Source organism: Streptomyces sp. NPDC054813, assembly GCF_053611365.1.
This window is the reverse complement of the sequence record NZ_JBSHAF010000013.1, coordinates 196,502-209,491: the sequence shown is the minus strand read 5'-3', so window position 1 is coordinate 209,491 and position 12,990 is coordinate 196,502. Positions and strand designations below refer to the sequence as shown.

At 68.9% G+C, this 12,990-nt stretch carries 13 protein-coding genes and 3 pseudogenes; 10 read left to right on the top strand and 6 right to left on the bottom strand.

From position 1 onward, the window contains the following. Positions 1-46: 46 nt before the first annotated feature. From ACWGJB_RS26705 to ACWGJB_RS26685, 5 genes and pseudogenes are all read left to right on the top strand, one after another. A pseudogene (locus ACWGJB_RS26705) lies at positions 47-772 on the top strand (DUF317 domain-containing protein); the annotation flags it as partial. Positions 773-814: 42 nt separating this feature from the next. After that, a complete protein-coding gene (locus ACWGJB_RS26700) occupies positions 815-1,303 on the top strand; it encodes a hypothetical protein (RefSeq protein WP_453382611.1) in 489 nt (162 codons plus the stop codon). A 59-nt stretch (positions 1,304-1,362) separates the two neighbouring features. Beyond that, positions 1,363-2,160 carry a DUF317 domain-containing protein gene (locus ACWGJB_RS26695; protein ID WP_453382610.1) on the top strand — a complete coding sequence of 266 codons (798 nt, stop codon included), beginning with the start codon at positions 1,363-1,365 and terminating at the stop codon, positions 2,158-2,160. Between the two features lie 35 nt (positions 2,161-2,195). Continuing rightward, entirely contained in the window at positions 2,196-3,212 is a 1,017-nt protein-coding gene (locus ACWGJB_RS26690; protein ID WP_453382609.1) for a SpaA isopeptide-forming pilin-related protein, read from the top strand. A gap of 270 nt (positions 3,213-3,482) precedes the next feature. Next, positions 3,483-3,578 (top strand): annotated as a pseudogene (locus ACWGJB_RS26685) (alpha/beta hydrolase); the annotation flags it as partial. 357 nt (positions 3,579-3,935) lie between these two features. Here the strand turns inward: ACWGJB_RS26685 and ACWGJB_RS26680 are convergent. Together ACWGJB_RS26680 and ACWGJB_RS26675 are read right to left on the bottom strand one after the other, a co-directional pair. Then, the gene (locus ACWGJB_RS26680) at positions 3,936-4,445 is read right to left on the bottom strand and encodes a hypothetical protein (RefSeq protein WP_453382608.1); all 510 of its coding nucleotides are present in this window, start codon (positions 4,443-4,445) and stop codon (positions 3,936-3,938) included. A 388-nt stretch (positions 4,446-4,833) separates the two neighbouring features. Next, positions 4,834-5,694: an abortive infection family protein gene (locus tag ACWGJB_RS26675; protein WP_277312410.1), complete on the bottom strand. Its 861-nt coding sequence runs from the start codon at positions 5,692-5,694 to the stop codon at positions 4,834-4,836. Between the two features lie 289 nt (positions 5,695-5,983). On the opposite strand from ACWGJB_RS26675, the pseudogene ACWGJB_RS26670 reads away from it, so the two are divergent. The 3 genes and pseudogenes from ACWGJB_RS26670 to ACWGJB_RS26660 all read left to right on the top strand — a co-directional run. Next, positions 5,984-6,247 (top strand): annotated as a pseudogene (locus ACWGJB_RS26670) (DUF317 domain-containing protein); the annotation flags it as partial. 139 nt (positions 6,248-6,386) lie between these two features. Continuing rightward, positions 6,387-6,674 (top strand): hypothetical protein, encoded by a 288-nt coding sequence (locus ACWGJB_RS26665; RefSeq protein ID WP_453382607.1) that lies wholly within the window; start codon positions 6,387-6,389, stop codon positions 6,672-6,674. A 20-nt stretch (positions 6,675-6,694) separates the two neighbouring features. Next, positions 6,695-7,516 carry a DUF317 domain-containing protein gene (locus ACWGJB_RS26660; RefSeq protein ID WP_453382606.1) on the top strand — a complete coding sequence of 274 codons (822 nt, stop codon included), beginning with the start codon at positions 6,695-6,697 and terminating at the stop codon, positions 7,514-7,516. A 168-nt stretch (positions 7,517-7,684) separates the two neighbouring features. Here ACWGJB_RS26660 and ACWGJB_RS26655 read toward each other — a convergent pair whose 3' ends face one another. Beyond that, positions 7,685-8,380: a hypothetical protein gene (locus ACWGJB_RS26655; protein WP_453382605.1), complete on the bottom strand. Its 696-nt coding sequence runs from the start codon at positions 8,378-8,380 to the stop codon at positions 7,685-7,687. A 76-nt stretch (positions 8,381-8,456) separates the two neighbouring features. Beyond that, positions 8,457-8,915 (bottom strand): hypothetical protein, encoded by a 459-nt coding sequence (locus ACWGJB_RS26650; RefSeq protein ID WP_453382604.1) that lies wholly within the window; start codon positions 8,913-8,915, stop codon positions 8,457-8,459. Positions 8,916-9,086: 171 nt separating this feature from the next. Between ACWGJB_RS26650 and ACWGJB_RS26645 the strand changes: the two genes are divergently transcribed. Next, positions 9,087-10,055 (top strand): DUF6615 family protein, encoded by a 969-nt coding sequence (locus ACWGJB_RS26645; protein ID WP_453382603.1) that lies wholly within the window; start codon positions 9,087-9,089, stop codon positions 10,053-10,055. A 58-nt stretch (positions 10,056-10,113) separates the two neighbouring features. On the opposite strand, the gene ACWGJB_RS26640 is transcribed toward ACWGJB_RS26645, so the two are convergent. Continuing rightward, complete coding sequence (locus tag ACWGJB_RS26640) at positions 10,114-11,844, bottom strand: relaxase/mobilization nuclease domain-containing protein (RefSeq protein ID WP_453382602.1); 1,731 nt, start codon at positions 11,842-11,844, stop codon at positions 10,114-10,116. A gap of 84 nt (positions 11,845-11,928) precedes the next feature. Here ACWGJB_RS26640 and ACWGJB_RS26635 point away from each other — a divergent pair, with 84 nt between their 5' ends. Beyond that, the gene (locus tag ACWGJB_RS26635) at positions 11,929-12,345 is read left to right on the top strand and encodes a hypothetical protein (protein WP_453382601.1); all 417 of its coding nucleotides are present in this window, start codon (positions 11,929-11,931) and stop codon (positions 12,343-12,345) included. 79 nt (positions 12,346-12,424) lie between these two features. Here ACWGJB_RS26635 and ACWGJB_RS26630 read toward each other — a convergent pair whose 3' ends face one another. Further along, complete coding sequence (locus ACWGJB_RS26630) at positions 12,425-12,895, bottom strand: plasmid mobilization protein (RefSeq protein WP_453382600.1); 471 nt, start codon at positions 12,893-12,895, stop codon at positions 12,425-12,427. Positions 12,896-12,990: the final 95 nt, after the last annotated feature.

The following is a 12,990-nucleotide window of genomic DNA, read 5'->3' as shown; positions in this document are numbered from 1 at the left end:
GCGAGCGACGCCAGCAGGTGACCCTTGACGCACCTGATTCCACATAATCGGCAACGTCTACATCCAGGCACCCGACCGCAAGGTCCGCCTCGGCTATCTCCCCGAAGGGGAGGACGACGGCCTGTGGCGCATCAACGCCTATAAGGATCCCTTCGGCCCGCCGACTTGGGGAGCCTGCTTCAACGACAGATGCCCGACCGAGTTCGTCGCCGCGTTCACCACCGCGCTCGCCGAGGCGTACGAACAGGGCCCGAACGCCTACCTCGCGGTGCCGGACCCGGGCAGCGCGGACCGCGATCCGTTCCTCGCGGTCGTACCGCTCATCACCCGCGGCTGGCGGATCGAACACCCCCGCTGGGGCGTGTTCGCGATCCAGTCGGCCGACGGCCTCGCCGGGCTGGAGTTCACCACCGGCAGCCTCGACCCCGAAGCGGAGCTGACCACCCGCGACGCCCGCTGGCAGCTGTGGGCCGGCACCTCGATCGACCGCCCCGCCTGGTACGCCACCGCCAGCACCGACACCCCCGTGGCCCTGATCAAGGCCCTCACGCAATGCGTCTCCGATCCCGCGCCGCTGCCTCGCTGGCGGGAGGAAACGTACAGCTACGTCCAGGGCATGGCCCAGCTCACCCCGGTCATCCCGCCACGCCCACCGGCCCCGACTCCGCTCGACGTGCAGCGCGCCACGCGCCGCCCGGCCGCGCTCCCAGCGTCCAGCGTCCCGCGCTGGAGCACCTCCAGCCGACCGGCACTGCCCGGCGCACGCCGTTGACCACCCGTCACCCGCCGTCCCACTGGAGGCACCCGTTTGGCCATGTACGCACGCGAATTCTTCATGGAGCACCTGAAGCTCCCGTTCGCCGAGGCCGCCGTCGTCGGCACCACCTACTTCGCTACACCCGTTTCCGGTGCCCCGCTACGACTGCGGATCGACTTCTCCCGGACCATCCGTGAGCACGAATACGACGGCTTGCGCCTCGCCACCATTCACCGGGACGGAGGCGAACTCGACGCCGTGGCACTGCGGTTCGAGGAGCACAAGACCTTCGACCACCGCGATGCGGCTCAGGGCCGTACCCCTCGGGAGTCGGGGTACGGCAGGTTTCAGGAGTTCCGCGACCGACCCGACTGGGTCCCGTGGGAAGGCGCCCATACCGACGGACTGCGTGATGCCGTCGAGCGGTACGCGTCCGTGTGGTTTCCCGGCGCTTGGCAGGAGCCCGCGTCGTCCCGAGCCCTGGGCCGCACCGCCCGGAAAGCCCCGTCCCCGCTGGCCGCACGCCGCGGTGGCCGCGCCCGCTGAGTCGCCGGCCCTTCGCCACCACGCCCAGCGTCCCGCGCGCCGTCCGACAGGAACCCCTCGTGTCGTCCGACCCCTTCAAGAACCTCGCCCCCGATCACGCGCTGAGGGTCCTGCCCCACCACCTGGCTGGTCCCGGGCTCACCGACCTCCGTGCGGCCTGGCCGTTCCCCTTCGACGAGGACTGGTCACTGCACCAGCCCGCGGAAGGCCCGGCCTTCGCCACCAGCCCCTGCCTGCGGCTGTGGACCAGCCTCGTCCCCGAACCCGACAACCCCAACAAGGGCCAGTGGACCATCGCCGCGAACCGCGTCCCATTTGGACCGGCGGCCTGGCTGATCACCTTTGAGGCCACTACCCCGGTCGAACTGCTGCACGACGTCCACATCGAACTGCTCGACCTCTACCTCAAAGACCGCCACAGCGCCCGCGACTGGCTGTACGAGGACGACACGGCGCCACACGAGGCGTACGCGCCGCTGCTTGCCCGCGGCTGGAGTCACCACGTCAAGACCGACGGCACGCAGACCTTCAACTCCCCGGAGGCCCTTGGCGCCGTGCGGCACCGCTACGACGCCACCACCGGTTCCGACGCGCCTGCCTGGAGGGCCTGGAGCGGATACCCGAGTGAGCCGCACTGGCGTGCGCAGTTCTCCTTCGGCACGCCTACCACGCTCGTCGCGGCCTTCACCGCCTCGCTGATCTCCACCGAGCCGGTGCGCCGCACCGTGAAGGACATCCCGTTCCACACCCGCGGCCACCTGTACGTCGCAGCAGCGACAACGACCGCCACGCAGGCTTCCCTCTCCTCGCCGGTCGCCACGCCTCCTGCGGGCCCGGCGCCGTCCCGAACCCGCTGACCTCCCTTTTTGCCGATCAAGGAGCCCCTCTTCTCATGCACGCTCGAATCGTCCGCGGCGCTGTCAGATCTGCTGCCGTCGCCGCGGCGGTGACCGGCACCCTTACCTGGACGCCGGCCGCGACTGCCCAGTCGGCCGTACCGACGCCCTCCGCCGCTCCCACCGACACCTCCGAGCCCGGCGCGGGCAGCGTTGCCATCGTCAAGAAGGACCTGGCTGGTGATGTCCTCGAAGGCGCCGCCTTCCTCCTTCTCGACGCCGCCGGCGTGGAGGCGGGCACCGGCAAGACCGACGCCCAGGGGAAGCTGACCTTCACCGATCTCGCCCCCGGTGTCTACCGGTTGAAGGAGACCGACTCCGGTAGCCCGCTGCACGACGTGGTCGCCGACCAGGACGTCATTGTCACGCCCGGCAATACCGCGCCGTTGACGATCATCGATCCCTTCAAGCCCGCCTCGGTCCGGCTGAAGGCCAAGGACAACAAGACCGGCAAGCTGCTGGCCGGGTCCACGGTCAACATCGGCAGCGGCGACAAGGTCATCCTGACCCTGACCACCGGATTCGACGGCACGGCCAGCGGCAAGCTGCCCATCAACTCCCGTACCGGCAACGACTTCTGGGTCAAGCAGGTCAAGGCACCCGATGGCTACGAGATCTACGAGCCCTCGAAGGCATTCAAGGCGAAGCCGGGCGACCCCGTCACCGTGACCGTCACCAACGCCAAGACCTCCACCGCCATGCCGCCCACGGAGAAGTCGACCGACAAGCCCACCACCAAGCCGACCGACCGGCCCACCCCGGACAAGCCCGGCAAGGACGAGGACACCCCGACGCCGTCCGCCTCGGCCTCGGACACCCCGGCCACCGACGAGACCACATCGAGCACCGCGGCCCCCACACCCGAGGGCGCGCTCGCGCACACCGGCGCGGACGCCACCCCGTGGCTCCTCGGCGGGGCCGCGCTGCTCATCGCCGCTGGAGGCGGAGCCCTGGCGGCCACCCGCCGTCGCCGCACGGACGACTCCGGCGAGAACAACTCCCGCGAGAGCTGACCCACTCCGCCCGCTGAACTCGGCCCCTGGAGTCCTCGTGATTCTGGGGGCTTTGGCGTGTGGGCAAAGGTGTCGATGCGACCGAGCTGGCGAGGAGTGACGGCGCTCTCCTACCGAAGCTATGCGCCACTGCCGGGGCCGCTCCCGCCGCTCGGCCTGCCAGTCGACCGGGTGACAGCGATGCCGCTCAGGCTGAAGCCATGACGCCCGCACCAGGCATCAGCTGCGTGATCTGCCCCGGTCGCGGCTCCTTCGATGACGACCAGATCTCTCGCCGAGTCCCTCGTCGGCACGCTGGCCGAAAACGCGGTCCCGGAATGGCAGACCACCCTGGACGCCCTCCTGCCGCTGCCCGAGATCGGCGGTAAGCGGCGTCGGCCAGTATGCCGCTCATCGAGGACAGGTTCCGGCCCAACTCGATGACGGTGGCCGGCAGATGCACCACCGCCCCGATCGCGGCGGTACCGGCCATCGGCGGTACCGGGCGGTCGGGGCGATGCGAGGGCGTGGACGCCTAGGTTCGGTGTCAAACGCCCCGATTGGATGACAGGGCGACTGGCTTCACTGTTGTAGGTTCTCGCGGCCGGTGTCATCTGCTGTACCTCTGACCTGGGCGTTCTTCCGGCATCTACCCTGTGTCATCCGCCTGGATCTCAACTCCATGTCATTTCCTCGTAGCTTCGGGCGGAAGCCATCCCTGGACGGCGGAGCTATATCCGCGGGTCAGCGGTGCTCGGCAGGGTCCGCTCGCGGGGCTGGCTCGAAGAGGGCGATCCTCTCGGGCAGGGTCTCCCGCAACTCCCGCTCGGAGATCGGCATGACCACAGCCTGAAGGAGTGGGTCGTCGGGCCGCCCGAGAACGATGTCCACGGCGCGCTTGACGCGCGCCAGCGTGTCCAAGCCGGCCCACCCCTCAGGCTCGTCGAGCCTCAGCGCGCACAGACCCATGCCGTAGCGGACGATCTCTCGGCCGTCCATGACGTCAAGTCGGCGGGCGCGCTCGGCTCGCGCCATGACCTGGGCCACGATGGCGGGCTGGAGCTCCAACTGCCACAGGGAGAGGGTCAACGGCCGGGCCGGACCGAGTTCGTCCTCAGTCGTCGATGCCGCGCACACCGCGTTGACGAGCCGGTGCCCGAGCTCCTCCAGGTCAGTGGGGTAGGGCACGGTGATAGTGAGGGTCGCGGGAACCAGCGTCCAGCGGGGATCGTGGGGATCGATCTCAGGAGTCACGTCGCCGAGCTTACGAAACTTGGGAGCCCTCAGAACGACGAACCGAGACGACGCCAACGAGCGGGTCGTTGACCAGCGGAATCTCACGACCGCTTCATAAGTGCAGCCGATATGAAGTGGATCGTGAGATCACGAAGTCGGATTTGAGACCCTACAACTGTCTGTAGGATCTCGCGGCTCGTTGGTACGCCGTCCTTGCTGACCAGCAGCTCTTACGCTGTCTCAAGTTGATGGCACAGCCGGTCCGTCTCACGGCAGGGGCATTTCCTCAGGGTGTAGTCGGCTCGCGGGGACCGGTGGGCGGGAGGTCCAAGTTGGTGAGCTGAAGTCACGCCTGCGGGTGGCGGGATCTGCTCCCCCCCGAAACCTGGCCCTCTTCGCGAAGTGATCAGACCTTGGTCTTGCGCCACGGCGCGGCGGGGTCCGAGAGCGTGTCGAGGATCAGCTCGCACCAGGTCACGGCAGCATTGACCGTCAGGCGGGCATGACGCACTCCAAGCCCAGACGGTGCGCTCGCCTGACCGTGACCGCTACCGAAGCCCTGGTTGCGCAGTTCGGCGACGCCGACTGCGATGTTCACCGAGCCCGAAAGGATTCTCTTCACGGCCTTGCTGCCGTCGGGCCCATCAGGAGCCGAGCCAGCGTCGAGCTTCAGCGCCTTCTGGACCGTGCTGATCAGGGCTGGGAGCGCGGCGTTCCGGTCGACCTCGATGTTCAGCTCCCCAAGAGCGGTCTTCGCCGTTGCCTCGATGAGCTGCTTGGCCGCGCCGATGGCCCCATGGGGATCGGTGGTCAGGTCCCTCCGAATGCGCTCCAACTCGATCGTGATGCCGGAGGCGTCGCTCAGGGTGCTGAGGTCGCGGACCAGCACTGGCGGGTTGGACCAGGAGATCCTCCCCTCCTTATCGAGAGTGAAGCCGTCCCGCTCCAAGCGGACCCTGATGTCGTCAAGCCACTTCGGAGTTCCCTGATCGTCCGGGTTCCGGTACGCGCGGATGAAGTCCTCGAAGACCAGGAGTACACGTCGAACCTGGCTCGGATCCGACCAGTCGACGCCCTCCGCGTAGAGCATGAATTCAGTCCGCCGCTGGCCTGAGTCCTGGTACTTCAGCTCATCTGGCGGGATGGGCGCGAACCCGTGGTCCTCCCACAGTTCGGCGACAATCCGGACGGTTAGGTCCGTGGCCAGAGAGCGGAAGGCGTTGCGGGTGGCCGGGCTCACCAGCTCCCGCCGTGCGGTGACGGTCATGGTCTGAAGATAGGAGCAGACCCTGACACCGTCACTGTCTTTTCCCAAGGTGACGTCTGATCCATGCCGCGCCCGTCCAGCCAACCAGTCTCTGGTTGCGGCTGATCGGCCACTGGGTGGCCGTTGGTCGTGAGATTCGGCCACGGAATCTGAGATCCCACACTGTCCAAGGCCAGCAGTTCGCCGCGGGCAGACGGGAAAGATCCACGAAAGACTGGCCAGCGTGTCCAGAGACATGTCAACGTAGACGAACTTCCCCGAAAATGCCAGGTCAGATAGGTGATTGCCCGTGATCACGGCTCCCGTGAGCCCCGGATTCTCCACCGCCGTCGGGGCTCTGCGACTGCGTGAGTGGCAGCTCGGCCCAGGCCAGCCCACTCTCGTGATGGACCAGTTCTCCGCCGACGACTTCAACCTGGTCGTGGACGACCGAGCGGACGTGCACGTCAACTCGAAGGACGGCCGCGGCACGGCCAAGCTGCGCGCGTAACACATGTCCTTCGACACCGAGATGCCGTCCGATATCGCCGCCGCCGTGGTGCGCGTTCTGGAGCCCCCCGGCCTTTGTGAGGGGCAAACTCGAGTTGGCCTTCGGAAAACTCGACTCGGCCCTGCAATCCCTTTCCCACCCATCGAGCGGCGCAATAATCCGCCGTCCCGTAAGCCTGCTTCCCCATGCAAGGAGACTTCCCGTGGAGTCCTCGGAGATGACCGTCGGTGATCTCATCGACCGGCTGTCCACCTGCGACCGGACCGCGCCCCTGCGGCTGGCGATGAACCCGTTCTTCCCCATGGCCCACCGCGCGGCGCAGGTCGTCGAGGCCCACGATGAGGCCGGACAGCCCGTCGTCTACCTGGCCGAGGGACGGGACGCGGACAGCCAGCTCGGGCATCTGCCGCCCGAGGTAGCCGTCGTCCTGACCTGGCAGGCCCCCGTCCAGGCGCCCCCGCGCCGACCCCGCCGCACCGCCAGCGGATAGCAGACGCCGCACCCAGCCCCTTGGAGGCGCCCCTGAACCCCAACCCCCCGCTCGACCCGTCCACCCCGAACCGCGCCCAGCTCGCGTACTGGGTCGGCCCCCGGCACCTGGCCGGTGACGACGGACGTCTCTACGACGCCGTCGCCGACACGCTCGACGGCCTCGGCTGGACGAGCCTGGCGATCGTCCGCGGACGCCAGGAGCCGGACGAGGCGCCGGAGGACCGGCAGGTCCTGCGCAGCACTGTCCTCCACATCAGCCCCGACAGCCTCCGGTGGGCCCAATGGGTGCTGCCGGACGAGCCGTTCCACCTGGGCGAGCTGCCGATCGCGTGGCAGGTCTCCGCCCGCGAGGACGTGACCACTCCGCTTGCGCAGTGGTCCGCCTACTTCACCCCCGACGTCCCGGGCGAGGTTCTTGTCGACTTCCTCCTCGCGCTCGACACCCGCGACCAGCCCACCACCGCGTTCACCGGGCCCGAGCCGGTCCTCGACGCCGTCACCGCGCACGGCTGGCTCCGCGACGTCGACCAGCCCGACGCGGGGGCGACGGACCCGACCTTCACCTCCCACCTCAGCCTCGGCGAGGTGCCGCCCCTCATCCAGGACGCCGACCCCCGCGCCCTGACCGTCGAGGCAGACGAGGCGGGACCTGCCGGATGGCAGGCATGGGCACAGCCTGTCCTGGGTGCACCCTGCCTGTGGGCCGTGTCCTTCGGCGCCAGCGTGCCGCACGACCTCGTTGCCGCCTTCGCTGCCTCCCTCAGCTCCACCGCGCCGGTCCTGCGCCGGGTCCTGCCCGAGAGCACACGGGACCGACTCCTGCGCGCCCCGGCTGGCTGAGCACCGGCGCACCGTTCGCATACGAAAGCCCGGCCCCCCGATTTCGGGAGGCCGGGCTGTGTGCTGTACCGGCCTGCGTCTACGCCTCCGAGCGCCGTTCCCGGAGGGCGGGATGCGTCACTGCGCCCCCGGCCATTCGCGTGGCCTGAGGCGCCGTGGCGGGGAGCGTTAGCGGGATGCGTTCGTCTTGGCGAGAGCCTTGTCGAGGTGCCGGTCGACGAGGGCGGGGGAGCCGGAGACGATGAGCAGCACGTTCCCGGAGCGGACTGCGGTCTGCTTGACGACGCTGTCCTGCCCGCCGACAGAGAAGGTGAGGAGCTGGCTCCACCGCTCGTCACCGAGCTGGGGTGCGGACATCTGCTGCGTGGTGACGTCGATCGCGTTGCTGCCGACGAGGACCTGGTACTCCGGGCATCCGGTCATCGCGTCGAAGATCCGGCCGGTGTCGTCGGACAGTTTGTCGGCGGAGTCGCTGTACAGCTCCTCGGACACCTCCGAGTCACTGCCGCCCGAGTAGGTGAAGGACGCCTTCGCCTTGCGGGGGAAGTCGAGTGAGCCTCCGGTGACCGCGTCGCCGCCGAGCTTGTCCAAGGCGGGGCAGCCGAGGACGGTGACGTCGTCGTGCTGCGCGGGGCGCTCGGGCGTGCGGGTGTAGCCGCTGCCAAGGTCGCTCTCGTCGAGCAGGAGAGACTCCAGCGCGGCCGACGACAGCGGCGCCGCCTGCCGTTCGCCGTTCGCCGGGGTGCTGGCGCGGACGGCGGACGAGGTGGCGGGCTTCGCCTCGTCGGCGTCGGTGGAGCAGGCGGGCAGGGCGAGGACGGTGACGGCGGTGAGGCCGAGGGCGGTGGCGACGCGAACACGCACGGAAAGACCCCTTGGTGCTAGGCAACAGGTTGGGCAGTACGGGCCCGTGGGCCCGGTGGGGTCGCAGGGGAGGGGGTCAGTGGCCGAGGTGGCGCAGGCAGTCCTCGAACGTCGCGTGCGTCGCGTCCGAGGGGCCGGAGTGCCGGTTAAACCAGGCAGTGTCCAGACGCAGTTCGAGCTGCTGGTGCCCGGCGCGGCAGCGAAGCCACACCTGGCCGCTGGCGGAGATGATGAGCCAGTCCCGGTACGTCTCGCACTCGGCGCAGGCGACGACTTCGTCGTCCAGGACGACGGGCCATGGCCAGGGCATCATCCGTCCCTCGACCTGGTCGTGGCTGGGCACCCGCAGCTCCGGCGGCAGGAAGTCGTCCACGACCGGCGCCGGCTCAGCGGGCGGCTCCCGAACAGCAGTCTGCTGCGCGAGGTTCGGCAGCCGCGCCTGACCTGCGACCCTCTGCGTTTCCAGCTCCGCGTGCCTGCGCCACATAGCGGCTATCTCTTCCTCCGCGCGGCGGCGCCGTATCCGGTGGAACAACCGTGGTCCTCCCTCGTCTCGTCCCGCACACATGGTGATCGTGCCGCAACTCCCTGACCAGCTTCCATTCACAAAGTCAACAGCAGTTGCCCAAGGCAAGGAGGCAGACACGGGGTGAGCCCGCACGGTTGTTGGCTCCGTCTGTCAGTGGCCTCTGGTTAGCTGATCGGCGTGATCGGACGCGCTCTCATATCGGCCAGTGCCGATAAAACGGTTCGGCAGCCGTCGCTGTGCGACGTACTGCTGTGGATGGCTGGCGACACCTTCCACTGGTTGCACAACGGCCACCACTACTACCCTCCCGCGCCCGGTGAGGAGAGCCTCACCGACATGCACATCCGCCACCTGCGCCAATTCCTCGGCGACCGCGTCAAGATCTTCCAGTTCAACAAGGATCAGGAGCGGCGTAACGGAGCGGACTGGGAGCTGTGGATCCACGATCGGTCCCATGGAGTTGGCCTGCGCATCCAGGCCAAAAAGGCGAGCAAGCAGGGAAGATACCCCTTCGCGCACGTGGTCAAGGGCACGAATGCTGACCAGTGTGCGCTGCTGCTTCAGGACGCCCTGAAGGTCCGATGTGTGCCTGTGTACCTGCTGTACAACCACTGGGAACGGGGCGGTGCGGATCTGGAGGCCGAAGCAGAAGCGGAGCAGGCGGGTCTTCTATGCGGTCACGGAGTAGATGACCCGGCTCGCCATGGTGCGACGCTGCTGTCGGCCTATCGGGTTGCGAGCGAGATCCAGCGGAAGCGGGATGGTCACAACCTGCGTCACCGCGCCCTCTGGCGTGAATCGCTGCCGTGGAACAGGGTGTTGTGTGGAGGCCGAGTCGTCAGCGGGACCAGCCATCAGGTCCTCACTGGGGTCGCCGACGCAGTCAGAGGGCTGATACGGCCCGGCATGCCCGCAAGCACGCCGAACGGGGAGGAGGCCGAGGCCGGCGGCGGCATCCTGCGTGATGGCCCGAATCTTCTGCCGCGACATGTGGTCCGACTCCTTGAAGCGCACGAAGCCGAACCGCCACCCCCGCCGGTGCCCACTGCCACGACTGTGCTGGTGGATGTCAGCGACGACAACGAGCAGACGCACACATGGGAATTCGTAAGTTGTGTTCGGCCCTCGAATCCTGCACGACGGTGAACTCCTGACAGTTCGGCTACCGGGCACCCGGTGGCGCGCTGCAGGGCGGCAGTTCGGTTTATCGGCGGTCCCTGGCTGATGGGGTGTCTGAAGAGGGCCGTGATACTGGGCGTGGAGCACGCTGTCTCGGCTGGCGCTTGGTGTCTTCCGCGGCTGCCCCTGCGTACGGCATGCCGGTCGTGTCAGCCGGCAAGTCCGCGGCCCGGCGCAGACGCCAAACGAGGACATCGCTGATCGACGAGGCCGTGTCGAGTTCGCGCTGTCCCACAGCTTCGGTAAGCAGAGCCGCAGGATTGTGTCCGGCGGCTTCTGCGTCGACCAGGGTGGCAGCGAGCGCGTACCAGCCGGGCTCGGCGAGGATCTGCTCAGCCAGCTCCGGCACCGCTTCGCGCAGCAGGGCCGTCTGGCGCATGCGCAGCGGGCGGTTCAGGTGCCGTCCTCGTTCGTAGAGGATGCCGAGTGGCTGTGCTGCGGCGGCCTTGTACGCCGCGCGCAAGTGTTCGGCGGCCTGGTGCGCTGCGGCTGCCTGCTGGGCGTGGTCCTTCTTGGCGTGCCAGTGGGCTGCGGCGGTAATGAGGAAGAAGAGCATGTCGATCGCCATCGCTGTGGTTGCGCCGTCCTCACCGCGACCGAGGGCCGGACCGCCATGGACGAGGTCGCGAGCGGCCTGCCGCAGTGCCCGATCGTGGCCGCGTTCGGCTTGGACGTGGGATCGGGAGGCGCGCTCGAACGCCCAGGCTGCTTCTCGCAGTTCACTGCGGGTGTGGGCGGCGGAGGTCTGCGCCAGCGCGTCCAGGACCTCGCCGGCTGCCGCGATGTACGCGGCCGCCACCGCGTCGTCGCCATGCTCGACGATCAGCACGGCCTGCCATGCGGCCGATGCCGTACGTCGGCGGGCGGAGGCCGGGCTGCTCGGTGCTGGCTCCCTCGGCGCGGTGCCCGGGGTATGGCCGTCGGCGGACCAGCGTTCCCGGATGCGGGGGAGGGACAGGTCCGGCGCGAGGCGCGCGCCGGGGTAGAACACTGGCTCGTCCTGGGCGTTGCGGTCCTCGGGCAGGGCGACCTTGTACCCGAGCAGGTCCCCGGACGGGGCGATGCGCTTGCGGATGAGCAGGCCGGCGGCGGCCAGCCGGTCGAAGAACTCCTCCTCGCTGGTTGCGCCGGCCACCGCGCGGCGCACGGTCTCGCGCAGTTCCTCCCGCGCGGTGCGCCCGCGACCCTGGCGCTCGGCTTTGTGGCGCTCGGCGCTGGTGGGCCGCTTCGCGGCGGTACCGTCACCCTTGTTGAGGCGGCGCAGTCCCATCTCCTCTTCGAGCGCGCGGGCTTGGGCTTGGACGCGGGCGGCGTCGTGGTCGAGGTCGGGCTTGTAGCCGTCCTCGCGGACGAGGGTGGCGACGATGTGTATGTGGTCGTCGGCGTGGCGGACGGCCGCCCACCGGCAGCCCGCCCCCTGCTCGGGGTCGTCGATGCCAGCGGCGGCGACCATGCGGCGGGCGATGTCGCCCCACTCCTCGTCCGTGAGTATCCGGTCCTCGGCGGCGTTGCGGACAGACAGATGCCAGACGTGCTTCCTCGGCCGCTCGGACTCTTCGATGTTCTCCAGCGGCTGGTCGAGCAGCTGCTGGAGCTGCTTGAGTGTGGCGGACTCGTCGCGGCCGGGGTCGGGAGCGTTGTTGTCCCAGGAGGCGACCAGGTGCGGGTCGATGTGTTCCTCGAACTTGCCCGGCCCGTACAGGTAGTACAGGAGGCCGAGCGTGCGCTGCCCACGCTTCTGGATCCTGGGGATCATGCTGCTGTCCTAGAACGATTGATCAACTGGGGTGGTCAGCGGGAGTGGTGCGTTCCAGGTCCTCGTGGCGGGAAGCCACCGCGGATGAACTGGATATCGCCGCTCTCCCCTCTTCTGGGAGTTGTGTTCGGTGTCGGCGCGACGGCGCTGGCCGATCGCCGGCGGTGGCATAGGGAGTCGGTCACCCGCCTGTTGGAGCTGCGTACGGCGCTGTACGCCGAGTACTTGGTCGCGATGGAGGAGACGGGGCAGGGCCTGCTGCGCGTCCTCAAAACTGCGGCGGCGGAGGAGCGCGTGGAGGCGGCCGAGGCGGCCTTTGTGGGCTTCAATCTCGGCGGCATCCGTCAGCGGATTCATGTCCTTGCCCCGTCTGACGTGTCCGAGGCCGCCGACGCGGTCTTCCGCGGCCTCCGGCGTGCGCCGGTCTACGTTTGTCACCGCCGATCAGCGGGACACGCAGGGGCTGAGTGCCTTGAAGGACGAGGTCGGGTGCCTGCGTGACCGGTTTCCAGAGGCACTGCGGCGCGACGTCCGTGGCCTGCTGGCAGGTAGCGCGTCGTGGTTCGCGTGAGCTGCGCAATCACCGTCTGTCCAGCAGCCGGTCCGTGGCCGCTTGCACGCGGGTCACGGCGAGTTGGACCGCTGCGACGACCGAGTTGACCTCCGTGGGCTGACCACCGGAGTTGATGGCACGGGCTACCTGGTTGAGGTTGTTGCCCACTTGGCCGAGATGCCGACGGGCGGCGAACAGCTCGGCGATCAGTTCGCGATGGCCGGCGATGGCTGCAGCAGTGTTGTCGAGGTCGTGCGCGGCGGCGAGGCCGCTACGTGCAAGGAAGGCGGGCAGGCTCGTACGGGTGGCGTTGGCGGCGGCGGCGAGGAGGGTCTTCTCGTCGTCGTTCAGGCGGACGCTGCACACGTAGTCACGCTTGTTCGCGAGCGGCTTCGGGGAGCGCTTGCGCGAGGTCTTCTTCGCGGCGCGGCGCTTGCGCGGCGACGGATGCTTCTCCGGTTGCGATCCGCCCTCGGTCGCTGCCTCGCGGACCAGCACCCCCCCGGGGGGGGGCCCCCCCCCCCCCCCCCGGGGGGGGTGTGGGCCCGAAGCCCTACCCCCCCGGGGACTGGGGGTTTGGCCGTTAAATTTGA